Origin of the sequence: Mesorhizobium sp. M0077 (genome assembly GCF_040322955.1) — a bacterium.
In the GTDB taxonomy this organism is placed as follows: Bacteria; Pseudomonadota; Alphaproteobacteria; order Rhizobiales; family Rhizobiaceae; genus Mesorhizobium.
The window spans coordinates 80,156-100,026 of the sequence record NZ_JAMYUL010000005.1; the positions used below are offsets into that span (position 1 = coordinate 80,156).

At 62.6% G+C, this 19,871-nt stretch carries 17 protein-coding genes; 3 read left to right on the forward strand and 14 right to left on the reverse strand.

Features of this window, described 5'->3' with window-relative positions; translation table 11 throughout:
* Nucleotides 1-32: 32 nt before the first annotated feature.
* Complete coding sequence (fabI, locus tag NKJ57_RS12545; RefSeq protein WP_023669564.1) at nt 33-845, forward strand: enoyl-ACP reductase FabI; 813 nt, start codon at nt 33-35, stop codon at nt 843-845.
* Between the two features lie 184 nt (nt 846-1,029).
* A complete protein-coding gene (locus NKJ57_RS12550) occupies nt 1,030-2,583 on the forward strand; it encodes a putative bifunctional diguanylate cyclase/phosphodiesterase (RefSeq protein ID WP_352510971.1) in 1,554 nt (517 codons plus the stop codon).
* 16 nt (nt 2,584-2,599) lie between these two features.
* On the opposite strand, the gene NKJ57_RS12555 is transcribed toward NKJ57_RS12550, so the two are convergent.
* From NKJ57_RS12555 to rimP, 10 genes are all read right to left on the reverse strand, one after another.
* Nucleotides 2,600-3,613 (reverse strand): class I SAM-dependent methyltransferase, encoded by a 1,014-nt coding sequence (locus NKJ57_RS12555; protein ID WP_352510972.1) that lies wholly within the window; start codon nt 3,611-3,613, stop codon nt 2,600-2,602.
* An 85-nt stretch (nt 3,614-3,698) separates the two neighbouring features.
* Nucleotides 3,699-5,846: a polyribonucleotide nucleotidyltransferase gene (pnp, locus tag NKJ57_RS12560; RefSeq protein WP_352510973.1), complete on the reverse strand. Its 2,148-nt coding sequence runs from the start codon at nt 5,844-5,846 to the stop codon at nt 3,699-3,701.
* Nucleotides 5,847-6,124: 278 nt separating this feature from the next.
* The gene (gene rpsO, locus NKJ57_RS12565) at nt 6,125-6,499 is read right to left on the reverse strand and encodes a 30S ribosomal protein S15 (protein ID WP_280790898.1); all 375 of its coding nucleotides are present in this window, start codon (nt 6,497-6,499) and stop codon (nt 6,125-6,127) included.
* Between the two features lie 95 nt (nt 6,500-6,594).
* A complete protein-coding gene (gene corA, locus NKJ57_RS12570) occupies nt 6,595-7,689 on the reverse strand; it encodes a magnesium/cobalt transporter CorA (protein WP_023738181.1) in 1,095 nt (364 codons plus the stop codon).
* A 44-nt stretch (nt 7,690-7,733) separates the two neighbouring features.
* The gene (gene truB, locus NKJ57_RS12575; RefSeq protein ID WP_023692584.1) at nt 7,734-8,705 is read right to left on the reverse strand and encodes a tRNA pseudouridine(55) synthase TruB; all 972 of its coding nucleotides are present in this window, start codon (nt 8,703-8,705) and stop codon (nt 7,734-7,736) included.
* Nucleotides 8,705-9,124 (reverse strand): 30S ribosome-binding factor RbfA, encoded by a 420-nt coding sequence (gene rbfA / locus NKJ57_RS12580; RefSeq protein ID WP_023669558.1) that lies wholly within the window; start codon nt 9,122-9,124, stop codon nt 8,705-8,707. Before rbfA ends, truB begins: the two co-directional genes overlap by 1 nt.
* A gap of 161 nt (nt 9,125-9,285) precedes the next feature.
* On the reverse strand, nt 9,286-11,850 hold the full coding sequence (gene infB / locus NKJ57_RS12585) for a translation initiation factor IF-2 (RefSeq protein WP_023669557.1): 2,565 nt from the start codon (nt 11,848-11,850) through the stop codon (nt 9,286-9,288).
* Nucleotides 11,847-12,497: an RNA-binding protein gene (locus NKJ57_RS12590; RefSeq protein ID WP_023669556.1), complete on the reverse strand. Its 651-nt coding sequence runs from the start codon at nt 12,495-12,497 to the stop codon at nt 11,847-11,849. Before NKJ57_RS12590 ends, infB begins: the two co-directional genes overlap by 4 nt.
* Before the next feature lie 38 nt (nt 12,498-12,535).
* Nucleotides 12,536-14,131 carry a transcription termination factor NusA gene (nusA, locus tag NKJ57_RS12595; protein ID WP_023669555.1) on the reverse strand — a complete coding sequence of 532 codons (1,596 nt, stop codon included), beginning with the start codon at nt 14,129-14,131 and terminating at the stop codon, nt 12,536-12,538.
* A 47-nt stretch (nt 14,132-14,178) separates the two neighbouring features.
* On the reverse strand, nt 14,179-14,823 hold the full coding sequence (gene rimP, locus NKJ57_RS12600; protein WP_023669554.1) for a ribosome maturation factor RimP: 645 nt from the start codon (nt 14,821-14,823) through the stop codon (nt 14,179-14,181).
* Nucleotides 14,824-15,158: 335 nt separating this feature from the next.
* On the opposite strand from rimP, the gene NKJ57_RS12605 reads away from it, so the two are divergent.
* The gene (locus NKJ57_RS12605; RefSeq protein ID WP_023669553.1) at nt 15,159-15,323 is read left to right on the forward strand and encodes a hypothetical protein; all 165 of its coding nucleotides are present in this window, start codon (nt 15,159-15,161) and stop codon (nt 15,321-15,323) included.
* A gap of 42 nt (nt 15,324-15,365) precedes the next feature.
* On the opposite strand, the gene trmB is transcribed toward NKJ57_RS12605, so the two are convergent.
* From trmB to lnt, 4 genes are all read right to left on the reverse strand, one after another.
* The gene (gene trmB, locus NKJ57_RS12610) at nt 15,366-16,067 is read right to left on the reverse strand and encodes a tRNA (guanine(46)-N(7))-methyltransferase TrmB (protein ID WP_023669552.1); all 702 of its coding nucleotides are present in this window, start codon (nt 16,065-16,067) and stop codon (nt 15,366-15,368) included.
* A gap of 138 nt (nt 16,068-16,205) precedes the next feature.
* Nucleotides 16,206-17,471: a methionine adenosyltransferase gene (metK, locus tag NKJ57_RS12615; RefSeq protein ID WP_023669551.1), complete on the reverse strand. Its 1,266-nt coding sequence runs from the start codon at nt 17,469-17,471 to the stop codon at nt 16,206-16,208.
* 222 nt (nt 17,472-17,693) lie between these two features.
* Nucleotides 17,694-18,113, reverse strand: coding sequence for a helix-turn-helix domain-containing protein (locus NKJ57_RS12620; RefSeq protein ID WP_023669550.1), 420 nt, complete (start codon nt 18,111-18,113; stop codon nt 17,694-17,696).
* A gap of 137 nt (nt 18,114-18,250) precedes the next feature.
* Complete coding sequence (gene lnt, locus NKJ57_RS12625) at nt 18,251-19,843, reverse strand: apolipoprotein N-acyltransferase (RefSeq protein ID WP_352510974.1); 1,593 nt, start codon at nt 19,841-19,843, stop codon at nt 18,251-18,253.
* Between the last annotated feature and the right edge of the window lie 28 nt (nt 19,844-19,871).

Sequence of the window (19,871 nt, forward strand, 5' to 3'; positions counted from 1 at the left end):
GCCAGCGTTTTTTTGTAGGGGGATTGCCGGCCATGGACGGACTGATGAAGGGCAAGCGCGGGCTTGTCATGGGCGTCGCCAACGATCATTCGATCGCCTGGGGCATCGCCAGGAAATTGTCCGAACACGGAGCGGAGCTTGCCTTCACCTATCAGGGCGACGCATTCGGGCGCCGCGTCAAGCCGCTTGCCGAGAAGCTTGGGGCGTCTCTGGTGGTGCCGTGCGACGTCGAGGACAGCGCATCGGTCGCCGCCACCTTCGAGACGCTCGGCAAGGAATGGGGCGGGCTCGACTTCGTCGTCCACGCCATCGGCTTTTCCGACAAAAACGAGCTCAAGGGGCTCTACGCCGACACCAGCCGCGATAATTTCGTCCGCACCATGGTCATCTCCTGCTACTCCTTCACCGAGGTCGCCCGCCATGCCGCCCCGCTGATGAGCGAAGGCGGCGCGATGATCACGCTGACCTATGCCGGCTCTGTCCGCGTCATGCCGAACTACAACGTCATGGGCGTCGCCAAGGCCGGGCTGGAAGCCAGCGTGCGCTATCTCGCCAACGATTATGGCCCGCGCGGCATCCGGGTGAACGGCATATCGGCGGGACCGGTGCGTACTTTGGCCGGCGCCGGAATCTCGGACGCCCGCCACATGTACTCCTACCAGCAGCGCAACTCGCCGCTGCGCCGCACGGTGACCATCGACGAGGTCGGCGGCTCGGCGCTCTATCTTTTGTCCGACCTCTCGTCAGGCGTCACCGGCGAAATCCATTATGTGGATTCCGGCTATCACATCGTGTCGATGCCAACCCTGGACGAGTTGAAGCAGACCGACAGCGTACGCGATTAATTCACCAGTAAAATTAGATGCATGGGCGGAAACTCATTTTAAGGAGATATCCGCTAGAAGTCCTATGGGCTTGGGCTCTGCGCGTTCTTGCTGGGCGCAAAGGATGCTTTAGCCTTTATGAATTTGCGCTTGATATTTCCCGAAAGTCGAGTTGATTTCGGGATCATGCGACAGGGACTGAGCAATGCCTGCTGTCAGCAACCCCAAGCGAACGCCTGTGTTCCGGCTGCTCACCGTCGCCAGTTCGGGCCTTGGCAGTTTCATCCTTGGGCTTTGGGGCCTCCGGCATGGTTTCGGGGACGGCTTTGCCGGCATGCAGGCGGAAACCATGATCGGCATCGCGTCGGCGCTATGCGCGCTGGCCGCCGCCGGTGCTGCCTTGTCCTTCTTCGCCGGCGTCGATGAATCGGTGGACTACGTTTTCAACGAAACCCATTTTGACAAGCTGACCGGGCTTTTTGCGCGGCCGGCGATGGTCGGCAGGATTGCCGACGCGGCGTCCGCGACGATCAGGACCGGTGAGCCGGTGTTCCTCATCGACATCGACATCGACCGCTTCAAGCAGATCAACGACGCCATCGGCTACAGCCATGGCGACGAACTGATCCGCGGCTTCACCAAGCGGTTGAAGGCCTGCATGCCCGAAGGCGCGGTGATGGGGCGCATCGGCGCCGGCGAGTTCGCTATCCTTGTCTGGGAACACCAACTCCAAAGGTCCATGGAAAGCACCGTCGAAACCATGATCGAGGAGATGCTGAAGCCGTACCAGCTCGATTCTCACCTGCAGTCGGTCGGCCTGTCGGTCGGCATCGTGGCGATGCCAAAGGATGGCGTCGATCCGGTCCTCATCCTGCGCCGCTCCAACCTGGCGCTGCAGAATGCCCGCGCCGGCGGCGTGGGCAACTGGTCGGTCTTCCATTCCGACATGGGCCAGGTCGCCGACTACCGCCACTGGATCGAATCCGAACTGCATATCGCCTTCGTCCGTGGCGATTTCGACCTTCACTACCAGCCGCAGCTCGACCTGCCGACCGGCGGTATCGTCGGCTACGAGGCGCTGATCCGCTGGAAGCACCCGGAACGCGGCATGATCCCGCCGATGGAATTCATTCCGATCGCCGAAGAGACCGGCATGATCCACCCGATCGGCAATTGGGTGCTGAACAAGGCCTGCAGCGATGCCCGTCATTTGCCCGAGGACTGCTTCGTTGCCGTCAACATCTCGCCGGTCCAGTTCATGACCAAGGATTTCGTCGGTATCGTGCGCGATACGATGGCCAGCACCGGCATCAAGCCGTCACGGCTGGAGCTCGAAGTGACCGAGACGGCGATGATGCAGGACCGCGACCGCGCCGCCATCATCCTGCAGCAGCTTGCCGACATGGGCATTTCGGTGGCCGTCGACGATTTCGGCACCGGCTATTCCAATCTCAGCTACCTGATCGACTTCGCCTTCGGCAAGCTGAAGATCGACCGCTCCTTCGTCAGCCGCATCGACACCGATTCGAATTCGGGCGCCGTCGTCTCTACCATCGTCGGCCTGTCGCGGGCGCTCGGCGTCGGCATCATCGCCGAAGGCGTCGAGACCGAGAACCAGGCGACGCTTTTGCGAGCAGCTGGTTGCGAGATGGTGCAGGGCTATCTGTTCGGCAGGCCGGCGCCGCTCAAGATCAAGCCTGGCGATATCAGACCGACCATTCCCGTCCACGAGCCGGCGCGCATCGTCAGCATGCATTGAGGCGACCGGCACCGTCCTATCGGCGCGCGGAGAAAACCTTGAACATGCCGTCGCGGGCGAGCTCGGCATGGCTGGAGAAGACGGCCTTCAGAACCGGCTCATAGGGCAGCTGGCGGTTCGCCACCATGAACAGCCGCCCGCCCGGCTTCAGCGCCTTGCCCGCCGCCTGGATCATGCCGGCGCCGATTTCCGGCTCGGCCGCCCGGCTGCGATGGAAGGGCGGGTTCATGACGATGGCATCATAGCGCCGCTCGACCGGCTCGCTCAGCAGATCGGTCCAGAAGAAGCCGGGCTCGAAGCCTGTCTGGCCGATATTGCCCTTGGCCGCCTCAAGCGCTTCGAAATCCGCTTCGTAAAGGTCGAGCCCTGTTATGCCGGGTGAACGTGCCGCGACCTCGGCGGTGACATAACCCCAGCCGGCGCAGAAATCCGCAATGTTGCCGCGCAGGTCTTTGGGCAGGTTGTCGACCAGAAGTTTCGAGCCGGCGTCGATCCGGTCGAAGGAGAACATGCCGGGCGCGGTGCGGAAGCGGTCCTCTACGACCAAGGCGGGATTGGCGACGCGCAGTTTTTCCGCAGGCGCCAGATCGACCGGACGGCGAAGCCAGAAGGCGATGCCGTGATATTTCGGCAGATGCCCTTCGATCGGAACAAGCTCGTCGATGCGCTTGCGCAGGCTGGCGATGCCTTCGTCCTTGCCGCCGGCGACAATGATCAGACCGCCCGGCGTGACGCGTTCGATCGCCTCGGCAATACGCATCTCGTTTAGCCCACGATGGCGGCCGGCAAGCACGAGCGCTGCATCGAATGCATCGCCTTCCGCGCGCGGCGTTACCTTGTGGCCGGCACGCTCCAGCGCTCGGAGATACGGCCGGAAACCCTGTGCAAGATGGAGCTCTGCCTCGAAGCCTTCCGGCAGGCGAAACCCAGGCTCGGCGCCCAGGAACAGCACACGCTCGCCCTTTTGCGGCAGAGGGAGCCCCTCGGCCTCGAAGGGATGGAACAGTGTCTTCAGCGGCTCAGCGGCCATTCTTCGATTCTCATGTCGTAGACGGGTCTTAAACGAAAACGGGCGCGACATAAGCCGCGCCCGTTCAACTCTATTGTCAGACCACTCAGGCGGCGTTTTCTTCGCCTTCGGTCTTCTTGTCGCGGGCGATTTCCTTGCCGGTGGCCTGGTCGACGACCTTCATCGACAGGCGGACCTTGCCGCGCTCGTCGAAGCCCATCAGCTTGACCCAGACCTTGTCGCCTTCCTTGACGACGTCCGAGGTCTTGGCGACCCGGTCGTTGGCAAGCTGCGAGATGTGGACGAGGCCGTCACGCGGACCGAAGAAGTTGACGAAAGCGCCGAAGTCGGCGGTCTTGACGACCGTGCCTTCGTAGATTTCGCCGACTTCCGGCTCGGCGACGATGGTATGGATCCACTTCTTGGCCGCCTCGATCTCCTTGGCGTTCGACGAAGCGATCTTGACCGTGCCGTCGTCCTCGATGTTGATCTTGGCGCCGGTCTTCTCGACGATCTCGCGGATAACCTTGCCGCCGGAGCCGATCACGTCGCGGATCTTGTCGGTCGGGATGTGCATGACCTCGATGCGCGGTGCGAACTCACCGAGTTCGGGGCGGGCGCCGGTCAGAGCATGCGCCATCTCGCTGAGGATATGCTGGCGGCCATCCTTGGCCTGGTCCAGCGCGATCTTCATGATCTCCTCGGTGATGCCCTCGATCTTGATGTCCATCTGCAGCGAGGTGATGCCGCCTTCGGTACCGGCGACCTTGAAGTCCATGTCGCCGAGGTGATCTTCGTCACCCAGGATGTCGGACAGAACCGCGAAGCGCTCGCCTTCCTTGATCAGGCCCATCGCGATACCAGCAACCGGCTTGGCCAGCGGAACGCCGGCATCCATCAGCGCCAGCGATGTGCCGCAGACGGTGGCCATCGACGACGAACCGTTGGACTCGGTGATCTCCGAGACGACGCGCAGCGTGTAGGGGAACTGGTCCGCGCTCGGCAGCATCGGACGGATGGCGCGCCAGGCGAGCTTGCCGTGGCCGATTTCGCGGCGGCCCGGCGAACCCATGCGGCCGGTCTCGCCGACGGAGTAGGGAGGGAAGTTGTAGTGAAGGAGGAACTTCTCCTTGTACATGCCGGTCAGCGAATCGACATACTGCTCGTCCTCGCCGGTGCCCAGCGTGGCAACGACCAGCGCCTGGGTCTCGCCGCGGGTGAACAGCGCCGAACCGTGCGTGCGCGGCAGGACGCCGACTTCCGAGACGATCTTGCGGACAGTCTTGAGGTCACGGCCATCGATGCGCGAACCGGTGTCGAGAATGTTCCAGCGCACGACCTTGGCCTGGAGTTCCTTGAACACCGAACCGATCTGCTCGGAGGTGTACTTGGCGTCTTCGCCTTCGGCCGGAGCGAACGCTGCCTTGACCTTCGCCTTGACTGCGTCGACGGCGGCGTAACGCTTCTGCTTATCGACGTTCTTGTAGGCATTGCTGAGCTCGTCGCCGACGATCTTCAGCATTTCGGCTTCAAGCGCGGAGTAGTCCGGCGCTGTGAAATCGCGCGGCTCCTTGGCGGCAACTTCGGCCAGCTTGATGATGGCGTCGATCACCGGCTGGAAGCCCCTGTGGCCGAACATGACGGCGCCGAGCATCAGCTCTTCGCCGAGTTCCTTGGCTTCGGACTCGACCATCAGCACGGCGTCGGCGGTGCCGGCGACAATGAGGTCGAGCCTGGATTCCTGCATCTCGTCGACATGCGGGTTGAGCACGTATTCGCCGTTGATGTAGCCGACGCGAGCGCCGCCGATCGGGCCCATGAAGGGAACGCCCGACAGCGTCAAAGCGGCCGAGGTGGCGACGATCGACAGGATATCGGGATCGTTCTCGAGGTCATGCTGGACGACGGTGACGACGATCTGGGTGTCGTTCTTGTAGCCGTCGGCGAAGAGCGGGCGGATCGGGCGGTCGATCAGGCGGGAAACCAGCGTTTCCTTTTCGCTCGGACGTCCCTCGCGCTTGAAGTAGCCGCCCGGGATCTTGCCGGCGGCGTAGGTCTTTTCCTGGTAGTTGACGGTCAGCGGGAAGAAATCGAGGCCTGGCTTCGGCTCCTTCATCGAAACGACGGTGGCGAGAACCTTGGTTTCGCCATAGGTCGCAAGCACCGCGCCGTCAGCCTGACGTGCGATCTTGCCGGTTTCCAGGATGAGCGGACGGCCGCCCCATTCGATTTCCACTTTGTGGTAGTTGAACATATCTTGTCCTTAATAAGCGGAAAGGGCCGCGCCGTTTCACGGTGCGCGGATGCCCTTTCCCTGGCTTCCTTTCTCGGGCAGCCACGGGCAAGACAACGGGAAGCTCGGGTAGATTTCGGCGCTGGTTAGCGCACGAGCGTCCTGCAATCCTGCCCCATGACCGTCCATGGGCGGTTTCGAGTGGCCTCTGCGCGCTCGAAACCGGGTCTGGCCAATCGATGCGACTGGCAGAATGCGCGACCGGCGGGCTCTCCTTCGAAAGCCCGCCGGTCAATTCGTCAACGGCGCAGACCGAGCTTCTCGATCAACGTCTGATAGCGCGCGTCATCCTTGCGCTTGAGATAATCAAGCAGGCTGCGGCGCTGGGAGACGAGAGCGAGCAGACCACGGCGGGAATGGTTATCCTTCTTGTGGTCCTTGAAGTGGTCGGTCAGGTTCTTGATGCGCTCGGAAAGGATGGCCACCTGGACTTCCGGAGACCCGGTATCGCCCTTGGCGGTTGCGAATTCACCCATCAATTCCTGTTTGCGCTCGGCAGTAATCGACATCGTGTTTTTCCTTATCTGTTTGAGGAAACGGGTCGCCCTCAGCCGGGATGTCGTCCAGCAGGGGCCGGTGCAAGCAAAGCGACATGGCGCGATGCTGCGGCGCATATAGGGCAATTCCCCGGAAAACACCAGCCCATTCATAAAGCCGGCTTGTCGCAGCCCTTTGCTCGGGAATCCAGGATTCCCCTGACACCGAAACCTTACAGCCACTTCTTGCTTTTGAAGAAGACGATCAGCCCGACAGCAACGGCCAGCATGAACAGCAGCGAAGCCGGGTAGCCATAGTAGGCTTTCAGTTCCGGCATGTTCCACGGCGAGATCTCGGGATCGAAATTCATCCCCCAGATACCGACCAGGAAGGTTAGCGGCATGAAGATCACCGAGACGATGGTGAGATAAGAGATGACGTCGTTGGTGCGCGCCTGGCTCAGCGACAAATGCATTTCGATCAAGCCGGTCAGCATGTCGCGCTGGTTCTCGACCAGCTCGATCAGCCGCAATGCATGGTCGAGCGTGTCGTTGAAGAAGATTTTCGTCTCCGGCTTGACATAGGGCACGTCGTTGCGGATCAGCGTCGCCAGCGCGTCGCGCATCGGCCACAGCACGCCCTTGAGCACATTGGCGTCGCGCCGCAATTCGTGCAGCTGGCGCATCTGATGCTTGTGAGGCGTGTTGAGCATCTCGTCCTCGATGCCATCGACCTCCTCGCTCGCGGCCTCAATCGGCGGGAAATAGCTGTCGACGATGGAGTCGATGAGCGCATAGGCCAGATAGTCGGCGCCGCGCATCCGCAAGCGGTTGGGCAACGCTGCCGCGATGCGCTTGCGTACGGGGTCGAACGGATCGCCTTCGCGCTCCTGGAAGGTGACGACGAATTTCTTGCCGAAGAACACCGCGATCTGCTCATAGCGATGCACCTTGACGTCGTCGATCATGCGCATGACGACGAAGGCGTGGTCCTCGAAGAAGTCGACCTTCGGCCGCTGGCCGGTGTTGACGACATCCTCCAGAGCCAGCGGATGCAGGTTGAATATCCGGCCGATCTCCTCGATCAGCTGGATGTTGGCGAGACCGGTGCAGTCCAGCCAGACGACCGGCCAGTTGTCGCAATGGGTGTTGAGATCGTCGATGCTGGCATCGTTGATGGTCTTGAATTTTTCAGGCGAAATCAGCGTCAGCCGCAGCTCGGACCGTCGCGCCGCCGGATCGGCGATCAGCGTGCCAGGCGAGGCGCCAACCGGCGGCCGCCGCGTTGTCACCGGCGCCCGCTTCTTCACCGCCTCAGCCTTTGCCATGTGCCCCTCGGATGTGACGTCGACGTAAAACTAGACGAGAGTGGTCAGCCGGCAAAGACCCGCTTCGGCTTGAACATGCCTTGCTCGATGGCGCCGATGGCGACAAGCTTGCCGCGCGCGGTGGCGCAGGCTTCCTCGGCTTCCACGGGCGCGTCGCGGCCGCGGATGATGACGGGATTGCCAAGGCGGATTTTCGTCGCCGCTTCGTCGCTGATGGCAATCTGCGGCAGGCAGTCGAGCGCGGCGGCCGTGTCGACGAGCAGCGCATCGATTGCGCCAAAGTCGATCGGCGCGTCGGCAACATCGGCGTCGCCCTCTTTGTCAGCTTCGCGCTGTTCGCCGAAACGGGCGGCTTCCAGTTCGGCGACGGTGACGAAATCCTCCTGGGTGAACGGCTCGACCTCGACCCTGCGCAATTCGGCGATGTGGCCGAAGCAGCCGAGGTCGCGGCCCATGTCGCGGGCCAGCGAGCGCACATAGGTGCCTTTGCCGCATTCGACCTCGAACAAAGTGTGGTCGGCAGCGTGCTCGACGATGTCCAGACGGCCGATCTCGATCTCGCGCGCGGGGATGTCGACTGTCTCGCCCCCACGGGCGAGATCGTAGGCGCGTTCGCCTGATATCTTGATGGCCGAGAATTGCGGCGGTGTCTGCATGATGACGCCGGTGTAGTTCGGCAGCAGCGCCCTGACATCTTCTTCCGCCGGACGGCGGTCGGAACTTTGCGTCACCGGGCCTTCGAGATCGTCGGTCGAACGCTCCTCGCCCCAAGCGACGGTGAACCGGTAGATTTTGGCGCCGTCCTGCACATAAGGCACGGTCTTGGTTGCCTCGCCCAGCGCGATCGGCAGCATGCCAGAGGCCAGCGGGTCGAGTGTGCCGGCATGGCCGGCCTTTTCGGCCTGGAAAAGCCATTTGATCTTGGAGACGGCTTCGGTCGAACCCATGCCAACCGGCTTATCCAGCACCACCCAGCCGGAGATCGGCCGGCCCTTCTTCTTGCCGCGGCGCCCCACTATTTCTCGTCCTTGTCGTTGTCTTCGCCATCGGCACCCAAGTCTCGCGCGACTTCGGGCGATTTCAGCAAATCGTTGATCCTGGCGAAATTGTCGAAGGACGTATCGAGCTTGAAGCGGAACTCCGGCATGAACTTCATCTGGCGGAGCGCGCCGGAGACGCGGCCACGGACGAACTTCGCATGCTTGTTGAGCGCGTCGATGACCGCACCCGTGTCCTTGGCGCCAAGCGGCGAAACGAAGGCCGTTGCGACCCTCAGATCAGTGGACATGCGCACTTCCGAGACCGAAACCACGGTGTTCTCGATCAGCGGGTCGATAATCTCGCCGCGCTGCAAGGTTTCCGACAGCGCATGGCGCACCTGTTCGGCGACGCGAAGCATGCGCTGGGATGGGCTGGAGGCGGTTGGACGGGGCATTTTTCTCAATCCGGAAAGCGTGAGGCGCGGGATGGGACCGTGCCGCCATGTCTCATATTTGTTCTATGCATGTCGTTTATCCCGCACTTTTGGGCGACAGGCATTAAAGTTAGGGCGGCGGTCTTTCGACCACCGCCCGGTCGTATCGACAGTATACGAACTCAGAGCGTCCGGGTCACCATCTCGACGCGGAAGCACTCGATGATGTCGCCGACGCGCATGTCCTCGTAGTTCTGGAAAGCCATGCCGCACTCCTGGCCGCCCGGAACTTCCGCGACTTCATCCTTGAAGCGCTTGAGGGTCTTCAGCGTACCTTCGTGGATGACGACGTTGTCGCGGATCAGGCGCACGCCCGCTCCACGTTCGACCTTGCCTTCGGTGACACGGCAGCCGGCGATCTTGCCGACCTTGGTGATGTCAAAGATCTCGAGGATCTCGGCATTACCGATGAAGGTCTCGCGGCGTTCCGGCGACAGCAGGCCGGAAAGTGCTGCCTTCACATCGTCGACGAGGTTGTAGATGATCGAGTAGTAGCGGATTTCGATGCCCGCGGCCGCCGCGGCCGCACGTGCCTGCACGTTGGCACGGACGTTGAAGCCGATGATCGCGGCCCCCGAGGTCTCCGCCAGCGACACGTCGCTTTCGGTGATGGCGCCGGCGCCGGCATGAACGATGCGCGCACGCACCTCGTCGGTGCCAAGCTTGTCGAGAGCGGCGTTGATCGCCTCGATCGAACCCTGCACGTCGCCCTTGATGACCAGCGGGAATTCCTTCAACCCGCTCGTCTGCAACTGCGACATCATCTGTTCGAGCGAGCCGCGCTGGCCAGCATGGCGAGCCACTGCCTTCTCGCGCGCCAGACGCTGGCGATATTCGGTGATCTCGCGGGCGCGGGCCTCGTTGTTGACGACAGCGAAGCGGTCGCCGGCTTGCGGCGTGCCTTGCAGGCCGAGCACCTCGACCGGCATTGCCGGCGGCGCCTCTTTGATCTGCTCGCCACGGTCATTGACCAGCGCGCGCACCCGGCCCCACTCATTGCCGGCGACGAGGATGTCGCCCGGCATCAAAGTGCCGGTCTGCACCAGTACAGTGGCGACGGGGCCACGGCCCTTGTCGAGCTGGGCTTCGATGACCACGCCCTCGGCGGTACGGTCCGGATTGGCCTTGAGGTCGAGGATTTCGGCCTGCAGCAGGATCGCTTCCAACAGCTTGTCGAGGTTGGTGCCCTTGGTCGCCGACACTTCGACGTCCAGCACTTCACCGCCCATCGATTCGACGAACACCTCATGGCGCAGCAGTTCCGACCGCACCTTCTGCGGATCGGCATCATGCTTGTCGATCTTGTTGATCGCCACGATGATCGGAACGCCGGCCGCCTTGGCATGGCTGATCGATTCGATGGTCTGCGGCATGACGCTGTCGTCGGCCGCCACCACCAGGATGGCGATGTCGGTCGCCTGAGCGCCGCGCGCGCGCATCGCCGTGAAGGCGGCGTGACCGGGCGTGTCGATGAAGGTGATCTTCTGACCGTTCTTCTCGACCTGGTAGGCGCCGATATGCTGGGTGATGCCGCCGGCTTCGCCGGAGACGACATTGGCATTGCGGATGGCGTCGAGCAGCGAGGTCTTGCCGTGGTCGACATGGCCCATGATGGTCACGACAGGCGGCCGCGACACCAGGTCCTCGGCATTGTCGGCAATGTTGAACAGGCCTTCCTCGATGTCGGACTCGGCGACGCGGCGGACCGTGTGGCCGAATTCGGTGGCGACCAGCTCGGCCGTGTCGGCGTCGATGATGTCGCCCGGCTTCAGGATCTGGCCCTGCTTCATGAAGTACTTGACCACATCGACAGCGCGCTCGGACATGCGCTGCGCCAGTTCCTGGATGGTGATGGTTTCAGGCAGGATCACTTCGCGCATAACCTTCTCGCGCGGCTCATTGTGCATCGCGCGCTTGAATTTTTCCTGGCGGCGACGCATCGACGACAGCGAGCGGGCGCGCGCGTCCTCGTCGGAAAGAGCCGTGTTGAGGGTCAGCTTGCCGCGACGACGGTCTTCCTCGGCCTTGGTCGGCTTGGCCGGGCGCGCCACTTCGGGCGTAACCGGACGGCGTACCGGGGCACCGGCGGCGGTGCGCTTCGGCTTGACCTCTTCCTCGTCGTCCGACGCCACAAGCTCGGCAGCCTGCGGCGCGCGGCGGCGCGCTTCTTCCTCGGCGCGGCGGCGGGACTCGGCCTCGGTCTGCAGGCGGGCTTCTTCCTCGGCCTGACGGCGCGCGGATTCCTCGCGCTCGCGCTTGCGGCGTTCCTCATCCTCGTTGCGGCGCTTGGCCTCTTCGATGGCGCGTTGGCGGTCCTCGACGTCGCGAACCTTGGAGCCTTCGAGCGCCCTGCGGCGCGCTTCCATTTCATTGCGCGACAGTTCGTTCAGCACCATGCCGCCGCGTTCGGCCGGGGGCGGCGGAGGCGGCGCCTTGGGCGCTTCCTGCACGACGGGGGCTGCCACTACCGCGGGCTTGGGCGTAAATACGGGTGCAGCCACCGGCTCCGGCTTGTCGCCGGGCATGGAGAATTTGCGCTTCTTGATCTCGACCTGGACCTGCTTGGTGCGGCCATGCGAGAAATTCTGTCGCACGACGCTCTGCTCGGTACCGGGGCGCTTCAGCGTCAAGGTCTTCTTCGGTGTAACACTCAACGTCTTGTCGTCGCCCGATTTCGTATCGCTCATTCCATATCCTCTGCAGCATCATCTTCGTCAGCAACGGCCGCAAGCATTGCCAGATCGTCGGGGGTTCCGCCCCGATATCGGTCGAGCGCAACCATGCGCCTCTCAACCGCCTTGCCCGCGTCTCCCGCGAGAACGGCAGCATGTATCACATTTGTACCCCCCAATGCCAAGCTCAACTCGGCCTCGGAGAAAAGTTTGTAGGCAAGGACTGCAGGCCCGCCGAGGTGGACAGTTGCCCGCCGCGCCTGACTGATCTTGCGCACGCCATCGTCGGATGCCTCGGTCGCGTGGAGCACGAAAAGCGCCAACCCCGAGCGCACCGCGCTCTCGACCTTGGTTGCGCCGAGTGCGATCGAGCCAGCCTTGCGGGCAAGGCCAAGCATACCCAAAGCGGATCGTGCAAGCAGTCCGTCGACCATGCCGCCGAGATCGGGCGGCACGACGACCTGCGCCTTGAAGGCGCGGGCAAACAGGTTCTTCGCCGCCGCCTTGTCGATATGTAGGCGGTCGGCGCTCACCCAACAACCACGGCCGGGCAGATTTCTCTTCAGGTCAGGAACGACGGCCGAATCCGGGCCGACGACGAAACGGATCAGCTCATCCGGCTCGGCTTGCTTGCGCGTGACGATGCAGGTGCGATCGTTCATCTCGTCCTGGGGCGGGTTGTGTGCGATGCGGTTTCACCTCACGCACCAACGGCTTCGTCAGCCGGGACCTGTTCGGCTGCAAGCTCGTCTTCGGTGATCCAGCCGGCCTTGAGGCGGGCTGCCAGAACCATCTGCTCGGCGTCGGCGCGCGACACGCCGTGATTGGCGAGCACACCCGGGAATACCTTGGTCTCGCCGTCCTTGCGTTCCTTCCAGCCGGTCAGGTCGTCGGCGGCATAGCCGGCGAAATCCTCGATCGTCTTCACGCCATCCTCGCCGAGCGTCACCATCATGGCGGTGGTGACGCCAGGGATCTCGCGCAGTTCGTCGGTGACGCCCAGCGCCTTGCGCTTGTCGTCATGCTCGGCTTCGATCTTCTCCAGATATTCGCGGGCGCGGGTCTGGATCTCCGAAGCGGTGTCTTCGTCGAAACCGTCGATCGAGGCGATCTCGCCCGAATCGACATAGGCAACTTCCTCGACGCTGGTGAAGCCTTCGGAGGCCAACACCTGGCCGACCATCTCGTCGACATCAAGGGCTTCCATGAACAGCGACGAGCGTTCGACGAATTCCTTCTGGCGGCGCTCAGACTCCTCGGCCTCGGTCAGGATGTCGATGTCCCAGCCGGTGAGCTGCGAGGCAAGACGCACGTTCTGGCCGCGACGGCCGATGGCCAGCGACAGCTGGTCGTCGGGAACCACCACTTCGATGCGCTCGGCATCCTCGTCGAGCACCACCTTGGCGACTTCCGCCGGCTGCAGCGCGTTGACGATGAAGGAGGCGGCCGAAGGCGACCACGGAATGATGTCGATCTTTTCGCCCTGCAATTCGCCGACCACGGCCTGGACGCGGCTGCCGCGCATACCGACGCAGGCGCCGACCGGATCGATCGACGAGTCACGCGAAATGACGGCGATCTTAGCGCGCGAGCCTGGGTCGCGGGCGACCGACTTGATCTCGATGATGCCGTCATAGATTTCCGGCACTTCCATGGTGAAGAGCTTGGCCATGAACTGCGGATGGGTGCGCGACAGGAATATCTGCGGGCCGCGCTGTTCGCGGCGCACGTCGTAGACATAGGCGCGGACGCGGTCGCCGTACTTGTAGTTTTCACGCGGGATCAGCTCGTCGCGGCGGATAATCGCCTCGCCACGGCCGAGATCGACGATGACGTTGCCATATTCGACGCGCTTGACGGTGCCGTTGACGATCTCGCCGATGCGGTCCTTGTATTCGTCATACTGGCGGTCGCGCTCGGCCTCGCGCACTTTCTGCACGATGACCTGCTTGGCTGACTGGGCGGCGATGCGGCCGAAATCCATTGGCGGCAGCTGTTCGGCGATAAAGTCGCCAAGCTGGGCGTCCGGATTGCGCTCGCGGGCCGAGGAAATGGCGATCTGGGTGGCGTAGTCGTCGACCTTCTCGACCACTTCCATCAGCCGTTGCAGCTTCATCTCGCCGGTGTTGGCGTTGATGTCGGCGCGGATGTTGGTTTCCTGGCCGTAGCGCGAGCGCGCGGCCTTCTGGATCGCATCAGCCATGGCGGCAATGACGATCGACTTGTCGATCGACTTTTCACGCGCCACCGCGTCGGCGATCTGCAGCAGTTCAAGTCTGTTGGCGCTTACAACCATCTTATTTCTCCCGAGCTTGTTGCCGAGCTTTTAGGCCCGGCCGCTCATCATAGTTCCTGTTCGATTTCGTCTTCCGCGCCGCCTTCAGCACCTTCGGGTGCATCATCAGCTTCGCCGCGGCGTTTCTTGGCTTCCTTGCGTTCCCGGTTGTCCTTCGAAAGGGCATCGCGAATAAGGTCGTCGGTGAGGATCAGCCGCACATCGGCGATCGCGTCATAAGGAATGCGAACCGTCGGCTCTTCGCCGTAGGCGGCCTTGTCGCGCTCGAGCAGCATGTCGTCTTCGCCGGCTTCGGCGATCTTGCCCTTGAAGCGCTTGCGGTCGGCGACCGGCACCGAGGTTTCCATCTTCACCAGATGGCCGGTCCAGGTGACGAAATCCGACTTGCGTACCAGCGGCCGGTCGATGCCCGGCGACGACACTTCGAGATGATAGGCCTTCTCGATCGGGTCATCGACGTCGAGCGCCGGCGACACAGCGCGGCTGACCTCTTCGCAATCCTCGACGGTCATGGTGCCGTCCTCGCGTTCGGCCATGATCTGCAGCGTCAGGCCGTTCTGGCCCGACAGATGCACCCGCACGAGGCGGAAGCCAATGCCTCGCAACACCGGCTGGACGATCAGCGCGATGCGCGCATCGATACCGCTTTCGCGGATGATGCGGTCGTCGGCTTCGCTTGCCGTTGCAGTCATGCGTTTCCTGTCGTTCTATGGATCAGGATGATCGTCGTCCCGAACCATCTCTTTGCTGATGGCTGACCGGCAGGTAATAAAAAAGAGCGGGACCGGGTGGACCCACTCTTCGTCATACCGACCAAGAATTTGAGGCTGATATAGACGATCCCGGCCGGTGTTTCAAGTCTGTTGACGGGCCGGGCAGAGTGCAGCCGGGGACGGCTGGCAGGATTGCGCGCGGCGCATGCCGGCTATGCGGTAACGGCCCTGTGATCCCGGATTTCACATCCCTATCTATGTTGCACTGCACAAATCAAAGATGAGCGCGCGGTGGCGCGCGAAAGGTCAAGACAATGAGCAACCGTACCGTGTTTTCCGCCATAGGCGACGCCTTTGCCCTGTTCGGCAGCGCCGTTGCCGCCTCGCGGGCCGTCGAAGCCGGCCGCAAGCCGCGCGCCAACGATCTGCGCAGGCTCGGCATGGACCCGACCGCTTTCGGCAAGATCGGCCGTTTCTGAAGCCAGACCGGCTGTCGATGCGGGACACTTTCCCGCATCGAACTATTTTCTGATGAAGGTGAGATAGGCCGGCCGTCGGCCCTCGCGAATGGCTTTCGCCTCGTAGCGTGTGCCCGGCCAGCCTTCATAGGGCCGATGCCAGTCGGCCCCATCTTGCACCTGCCAGAGGAGCGCGCCATGCGCCCGACAGTGCAACAAGGTCCAGTTCACATAGGTGTCGATGTCGGATGCGAAGCGGAATTTTCCGCCCGGCTTCAGCACGCGCGCGAACCGATCGAGGTTGAGCGGGCTGACAAAGCGCCGCTTCCAATGCTTTTTCTTCGGCCAGGGATCGGGGTAGAGCAGATCGATGCCGTCGAGCGACGCCTGCGGCAACCAATCGAGCAGGCGCGTGGCGTCGTCGTCATAAACGCGAAGATTGGCAAGCGGCTTTTCCCGTACCGCCATCATCAACTTGGCCATGCCGTTGACGAACGGCTCGACACCGATGAAGCCGGTCGCCGGTGCCTCCGTGGCACGGTGCAGCAGATGCTCACCGCCGCCGAAGCCGATTTCCAGCCGAACCGTTGAAACATCCGCTGAGAATAGCGCGCGCAATTCTGCCGGTGCCTGGACGGAGAGGTCGAGGCCATACGCTCCAAGACCGCTTTCCAGCGCCGCGGCCTGCTGCGGGCGAATGGTCTTGCCGTGCCGGCGGCCGAAGAACCCTTCGGTCGCGCGGCTCCGCCTGTCCTGTGGATCCATGGCCTGGTCGCGCGCCGCGCTTAGATTGAGATGAGATTTGGGATTGAGATGAGATTTGGCTGAAATCTCATCTCAATCTAATCCTTTGTTGGAGCATGATCTTTTCCAAAAAACCGGTACCACTTTTTGGAATCATGCCTAAGCAGCGATCGCGTCCTTGAGCGCCTTGGCCAGATCGGTCTTTTCCCAGGAGAAGGACCCGTCTCGGCCGGCCTTGCGGCCGAAATGGCCGTAGGACGAGGTCTTTGCGTAGATCGGCTTGTTGAGGTCGAGATGCCTGCGGATGCCGGATGGCGACAAATCCATCACCGTGCGCAGCGCTTCCTCGAGCTTGGCCTCGTCGACCTTGCCGGTGCCGTGCAGGTCGACATAGACCGACAGCGGCTGGGCAACGCCGATGGCGTAGGACAGCTGGATGGTGCAGCGGTCGGCGAGCTTGGCCGCCACTACATTTTTGGCGAGATAGCGCGCCGCATAGGCGGCGGAGCGGTCGACCTTGGTGGTGTCCTTGCCGGAGAAGGCGCCGCCGCCGTGCGGGGCAGCACCACCGTAGGTGTCGACGATGATCTTGCGGCCGGTCAGGCCGGCGTCGCCGTCCGGTCCACCGATGACGAACTTGCCCGTCGGGTTGATGTACCACATGCAATCGTCGGCGATCTTGAGGTCGCCGAGCGCCTCACGGATGTAAGGCTCAACGACCTTGCGGACCTTCTTGGAATCCCAGGTCGCGTCGAGATGCTGCGTCGACAGCACGATCTGCGTCGCTTCGGCGGCTTTGCCATCGACATAGCGAACGGTGACCTGGCTCTTGGCGTCGGGTCCGAGCTTGCCGGCTTCGCCGTTGTTTTCGTGACGGGCAGCGGCGAGCAGTTCGAGAATCTTGTGGCTGTAATAGATCGGCGCCGGCATCAGGTCCGGGGTCTCGCGGCAGGCATAGCCGAACATGATGCCCTGGTCGCCGGCACCCTCTTCGCCCTGGCGGTCGGCGGCGTTGTCGACTCCCTGGCCGATGTCGGGCGACTGGCCGTGCAGCAGAACCTCGATCTTTGCCGTCTTCCAGTGGAAGCCGGCCTGCTCGTAGCCGATTTCGCGGATCGCCTTGCGGGCGACCGACTTGAACTTGGCCGGGTTGACGACCGAATGCCCGGCGGCGTCCTTGAGGATGTTGCCGGCTTTGTCCCGCTTCAGCAGAGTATCGGGAACCCTTACTTCGCCGGCGATGACGACGCGGTTGGTGGTTGCGAGCGTCTCGCAGGCGACCCGGACTTTCCATGGGTCCATGCCGGTCTTCTTGGCCTCGCGATAGACCAGATCGACGATCTCGTCCGAGATGCGGTCACAGACTTTGTCGGGATGACCCTCGGCCACGGATTCCGAGGTGAAGAAGTAGTTCTGCCGCGTCACGGGTGTCCCCTCTTGAAAAAACGATCGGCAGGGCTGCCGATTTTGGCGCGCCACGTGTTAACGGTGCCGGGCGCCGCTCGTCAAGCGGTGCCGCGGTTCTGGCATGAGTGTCGCAGCAATATATCTTGTACCACCGGCGGCTTGGCGCCGCCGGCAGTCGAGCCTCTGGGCTACTCGGGCCCAGGGGATTACTGGGGCCAATGGGTCAATCGACCCACCGAATCACTCGGCATCTTCGGCAGAAAGGGACTTCACAAGGTCGATAATCCGGCGGCGCACCTTTACATCCGCGATCTTGACGAACGCGCGGTTGAGCTGAAGCCCTTCCGGACTGCCGCAGAATTCGACGGCGAAAGCCATCGAAGTGTCCTCGGCAAATCCTCTATTACCCACCGGCTCCTGCCCTGGCGCATCCTCGAAAAAGAAGGCGACAGGCACGCTGAGTATCGAGGCTATTGCCTGCAGACGGCTGGCGCCGACGCGGTTCGTTCCTTTTTCATATTTTTGGATCTGCTGAAACGTAATACCGAGATTTTCACCAAGCTTTTCCTGGCTCATTCCAAGCATATTGCGCCGAAGGCGGACGCGACTTCCGACATGGATGTCGATCGGATTCGGTTTCTTCTTGTTTTCTTCTGTCATTTTTTCCTCGCCGAATTTTTCCGGCCTTTTCTATTTTTCTCGCCCAAACGAAGCCGGAGCCAACTGCCCCAACAGAAACACCAACCGACTTCGAGAAAATTAGGCGGTAACAGTATGAGTTTCTAATGTGTCGACTGTCAATTCACCCGTAGCCGTTGCCTTACGTTCAAGCTGAGGGCGATTGCGGCAAACACCAACATGATCAGCATTCCGTTAATGCGCCGCCCCGCGGCGGAGATGAAGGCTTGGCCGGAGATCGGCACCCGCACGTCGATGGCGCCACGTGCATCGACCGCCAATGCGTCGACGATGCGTCCCCGCGTATCGACAACGGCGGAAATGCCGTTGTTGGCGGCGCGCAACAACGGCAATCCGTTTTCCACCGCGCGAATCTGAGCCTGCCTGAAATGCTGGTACGGCCCGGGCGTGTCGCCGAACCATGCGTCGTTGGTGACGTTTACAATAAGCTGGGATGACGTTGCGTCAACAGCCACCAGATCCGGAAAGATCACCTCGTAGCAAATAAACGGCAAGGCGCTGATGCCGCCGGGCAGAGCGATCGGATGGCGCTCGTTGCCGGCGGCGAAGTTCATCGGCCCGGCGACGAGTTGTCCGATGCCGAAGCGGCTGAGCAGACCGGAAAACGGCAGATACTCGCCGAACGGCACCAGATGGACCTTGTCGACGGCATCAGCGATTTCGCCCTTGTCGTCGATCGCCACCACCGAATTGTAGTAGCGGCTGTCGGCATCCGCCCCCGATCCGCGCTCCTCGCGCACTACGCCGGCAATCAGCATCTGACCAGGCTGCAGCATGTCGCCGAGCGCGGTCAGCGCGTCCGGACGCTCGGTGAACAGGAAGGGTACCGAGGTCTCCGGCCACAGGATCAACTGCGGTTTGTCATGACCGGGATCGGGCGCTGCGACCGACAGGCCCATCATGGTGGCGAAGATGCGGTCGCGCACCGAGGCGTCCCATTTTTCGCTGAGGTCGACATCCGGTTGCACGATGCGGACATCGAGAGTGCGGGTTGCCGGCTTGTCGGGGGTCGCGAGCCTGACATAGCCGAAGCCGGCATGAGCGGCGACGAGAATGGCAAGCAGGACCACACCGAGACGGACATGCCGGCGTGCTGCAAGCAAGGCCGGCATGGCGAAGACAAAGACCGCCAGCGCGTTCATGCCGACCATGCCGGTCACCGACACGCTTTGCATCAACAGCGGCACGGGCATCGCCGCATAACCGACGGCATTCCAGGGAAAGCCGGTGAACAGGAAGCCGCGCAGCCATTCCGTCAGGCCAAAAGCAAAGGCAAGGGCGGCAACGCGGCCAATATCGTTGGTCCATAACAGCCGCGCGACGACGGTGGCGAAGCCGTAGAAAAATGCCAGCGCCAAAGGAATGCCTACGACCGCGAAGGGTAAGGCCCAGGCGAAACTGTCGGCCTCGACCAGAAGCGCCTCGCCGATCCACCATAGGCCGGCGAGGAAATAGCCGAAGCCGAACCACCAGCCGATGGCAAAAGCCGGCCGCAGGCGCCTGAGCCAGCCGTCGGAAGCCTCGCCGGTGGCGCCGTCGAGCAGCCAGACCAGCAGTGGAAACGAGACGAAACAGACGGCGAAGAAATCGTAAGGCGCCTGGGCGAGCACCGCCAGCGCCCCGGCAAGAAACGCCACCAGCGCGCGCCGCCAGCCCCAAAGCAGAATTATCCGGCCGGCAAGGCGCTCCATACAGACTTCCCAGGTCGCGCGAATCAAG

Excerpts from the sequence above, each read along its gene's own strand:
- NKJ57_RS12590 (WP_023669556.1), bottom strand. The coding sequence starts at position 12,497 with ATGAACGATCGCACCTGCATCGTCACGCGCAAGCAAGCCGAGCCGGAT.
- infB (WP_023669557.1), bottom strand. The coding sequence starts at position 11,850 with ATGAGCGATACGAAATCGGGCGACGACAAGACGTTGAGTGTTACACCG.
- rpsO (WP_280790898.1), bottom strand. The coding sequence starts at position 6,499 with ATGCGCCGCAGCATCGCGCCATGTCGCTTTGCTTGCACCGGCCCCTGC.
- pnp (WP_352510973.1), bottom strand. The coding sequence starts at position 5,846 with ATGTTCAACTACCACAAAGTGGAAATCGAATGGGGCGGCCGTCCGCTC.
- NKJ57_RS12620 (WP_023669550.1), bottom strand. The coding sequence starts at position 18,113 with ATGACAGAAGAAAACAAGAAGAAACCGAATCCGATCGACATCCATGTC.
- fabI (WP_023669564.1), top strand. The coding sequence starts at position 33 with ATGGACGGACTGATGAAGGGCAAGCGCGGGCTTGTCATGGGCGTCGCC.
- NKJ57_RS12550 (WP_352510971.1), top strand. The coding sequence starts at position 1,030 with ATGCCTGCTGTCAGCAACCCCAAGCGAACGCCTGTGTTCCGGCTGCTC.
- rbfA (WP_023669558.1), bottom strand. The coding sequence starts at position 9,124 with ATGCCCCGTCCAACCGCCTCCAGCCCATCCCAGCGCATGCTTCGCGTC.
- NKJ57_RS12555 (WP_352510972.1), bottom strand. The coding sequence starts at position 3,613 with ATGGCCGCTGAGCCGCTGAAGACACTGTTCCATCCCTTCGAGGCCGAG.
- NKJ57_RS12605 (WP_023669553.1), top strand. The coding sequence starts at position 15,159 with ATGAGCAACCGTACCGTGTTTTCCGCCATAGGCGACGCCTTTGCCCTG.
- rimP (WP_023669554.1), bottom strand. The coding sequence starts at position 14,823 with ATGACTGCAACGGCAAGCGAAGCCGACGACCGCATCATCCGCGAAAGC.
- trmB (WP_023669552.1), bottom strand. The coding sequence starts at position 16,067 with ATGGATCCACAGGACAGGCGGAGCCGCGCGACCGAAGGGTTCTTCGGC.
- nusA (WP_023669555.1), bottom strand. The coding sequence starts at position 14,131 with ATGGTTGTAAGCGCCAACAGACTTGAACTGCTGCAGATCGCCGACGCG.
- corA (WP_023738181.1), bottom strand. The coding sequence starts at position 7,689 with ATGGCAAAGGCTGAGGCGGTGAAGAAGCGGGCGCCGGTGACAACGCGG.
- lnt (WP_352510974.1), bottom strand. The coding sequence starts at position 19,843 with ATGGAGCGCCTTGCCGGCCGGATAATTCTGCTTTGGGGCTGGCGGCGC.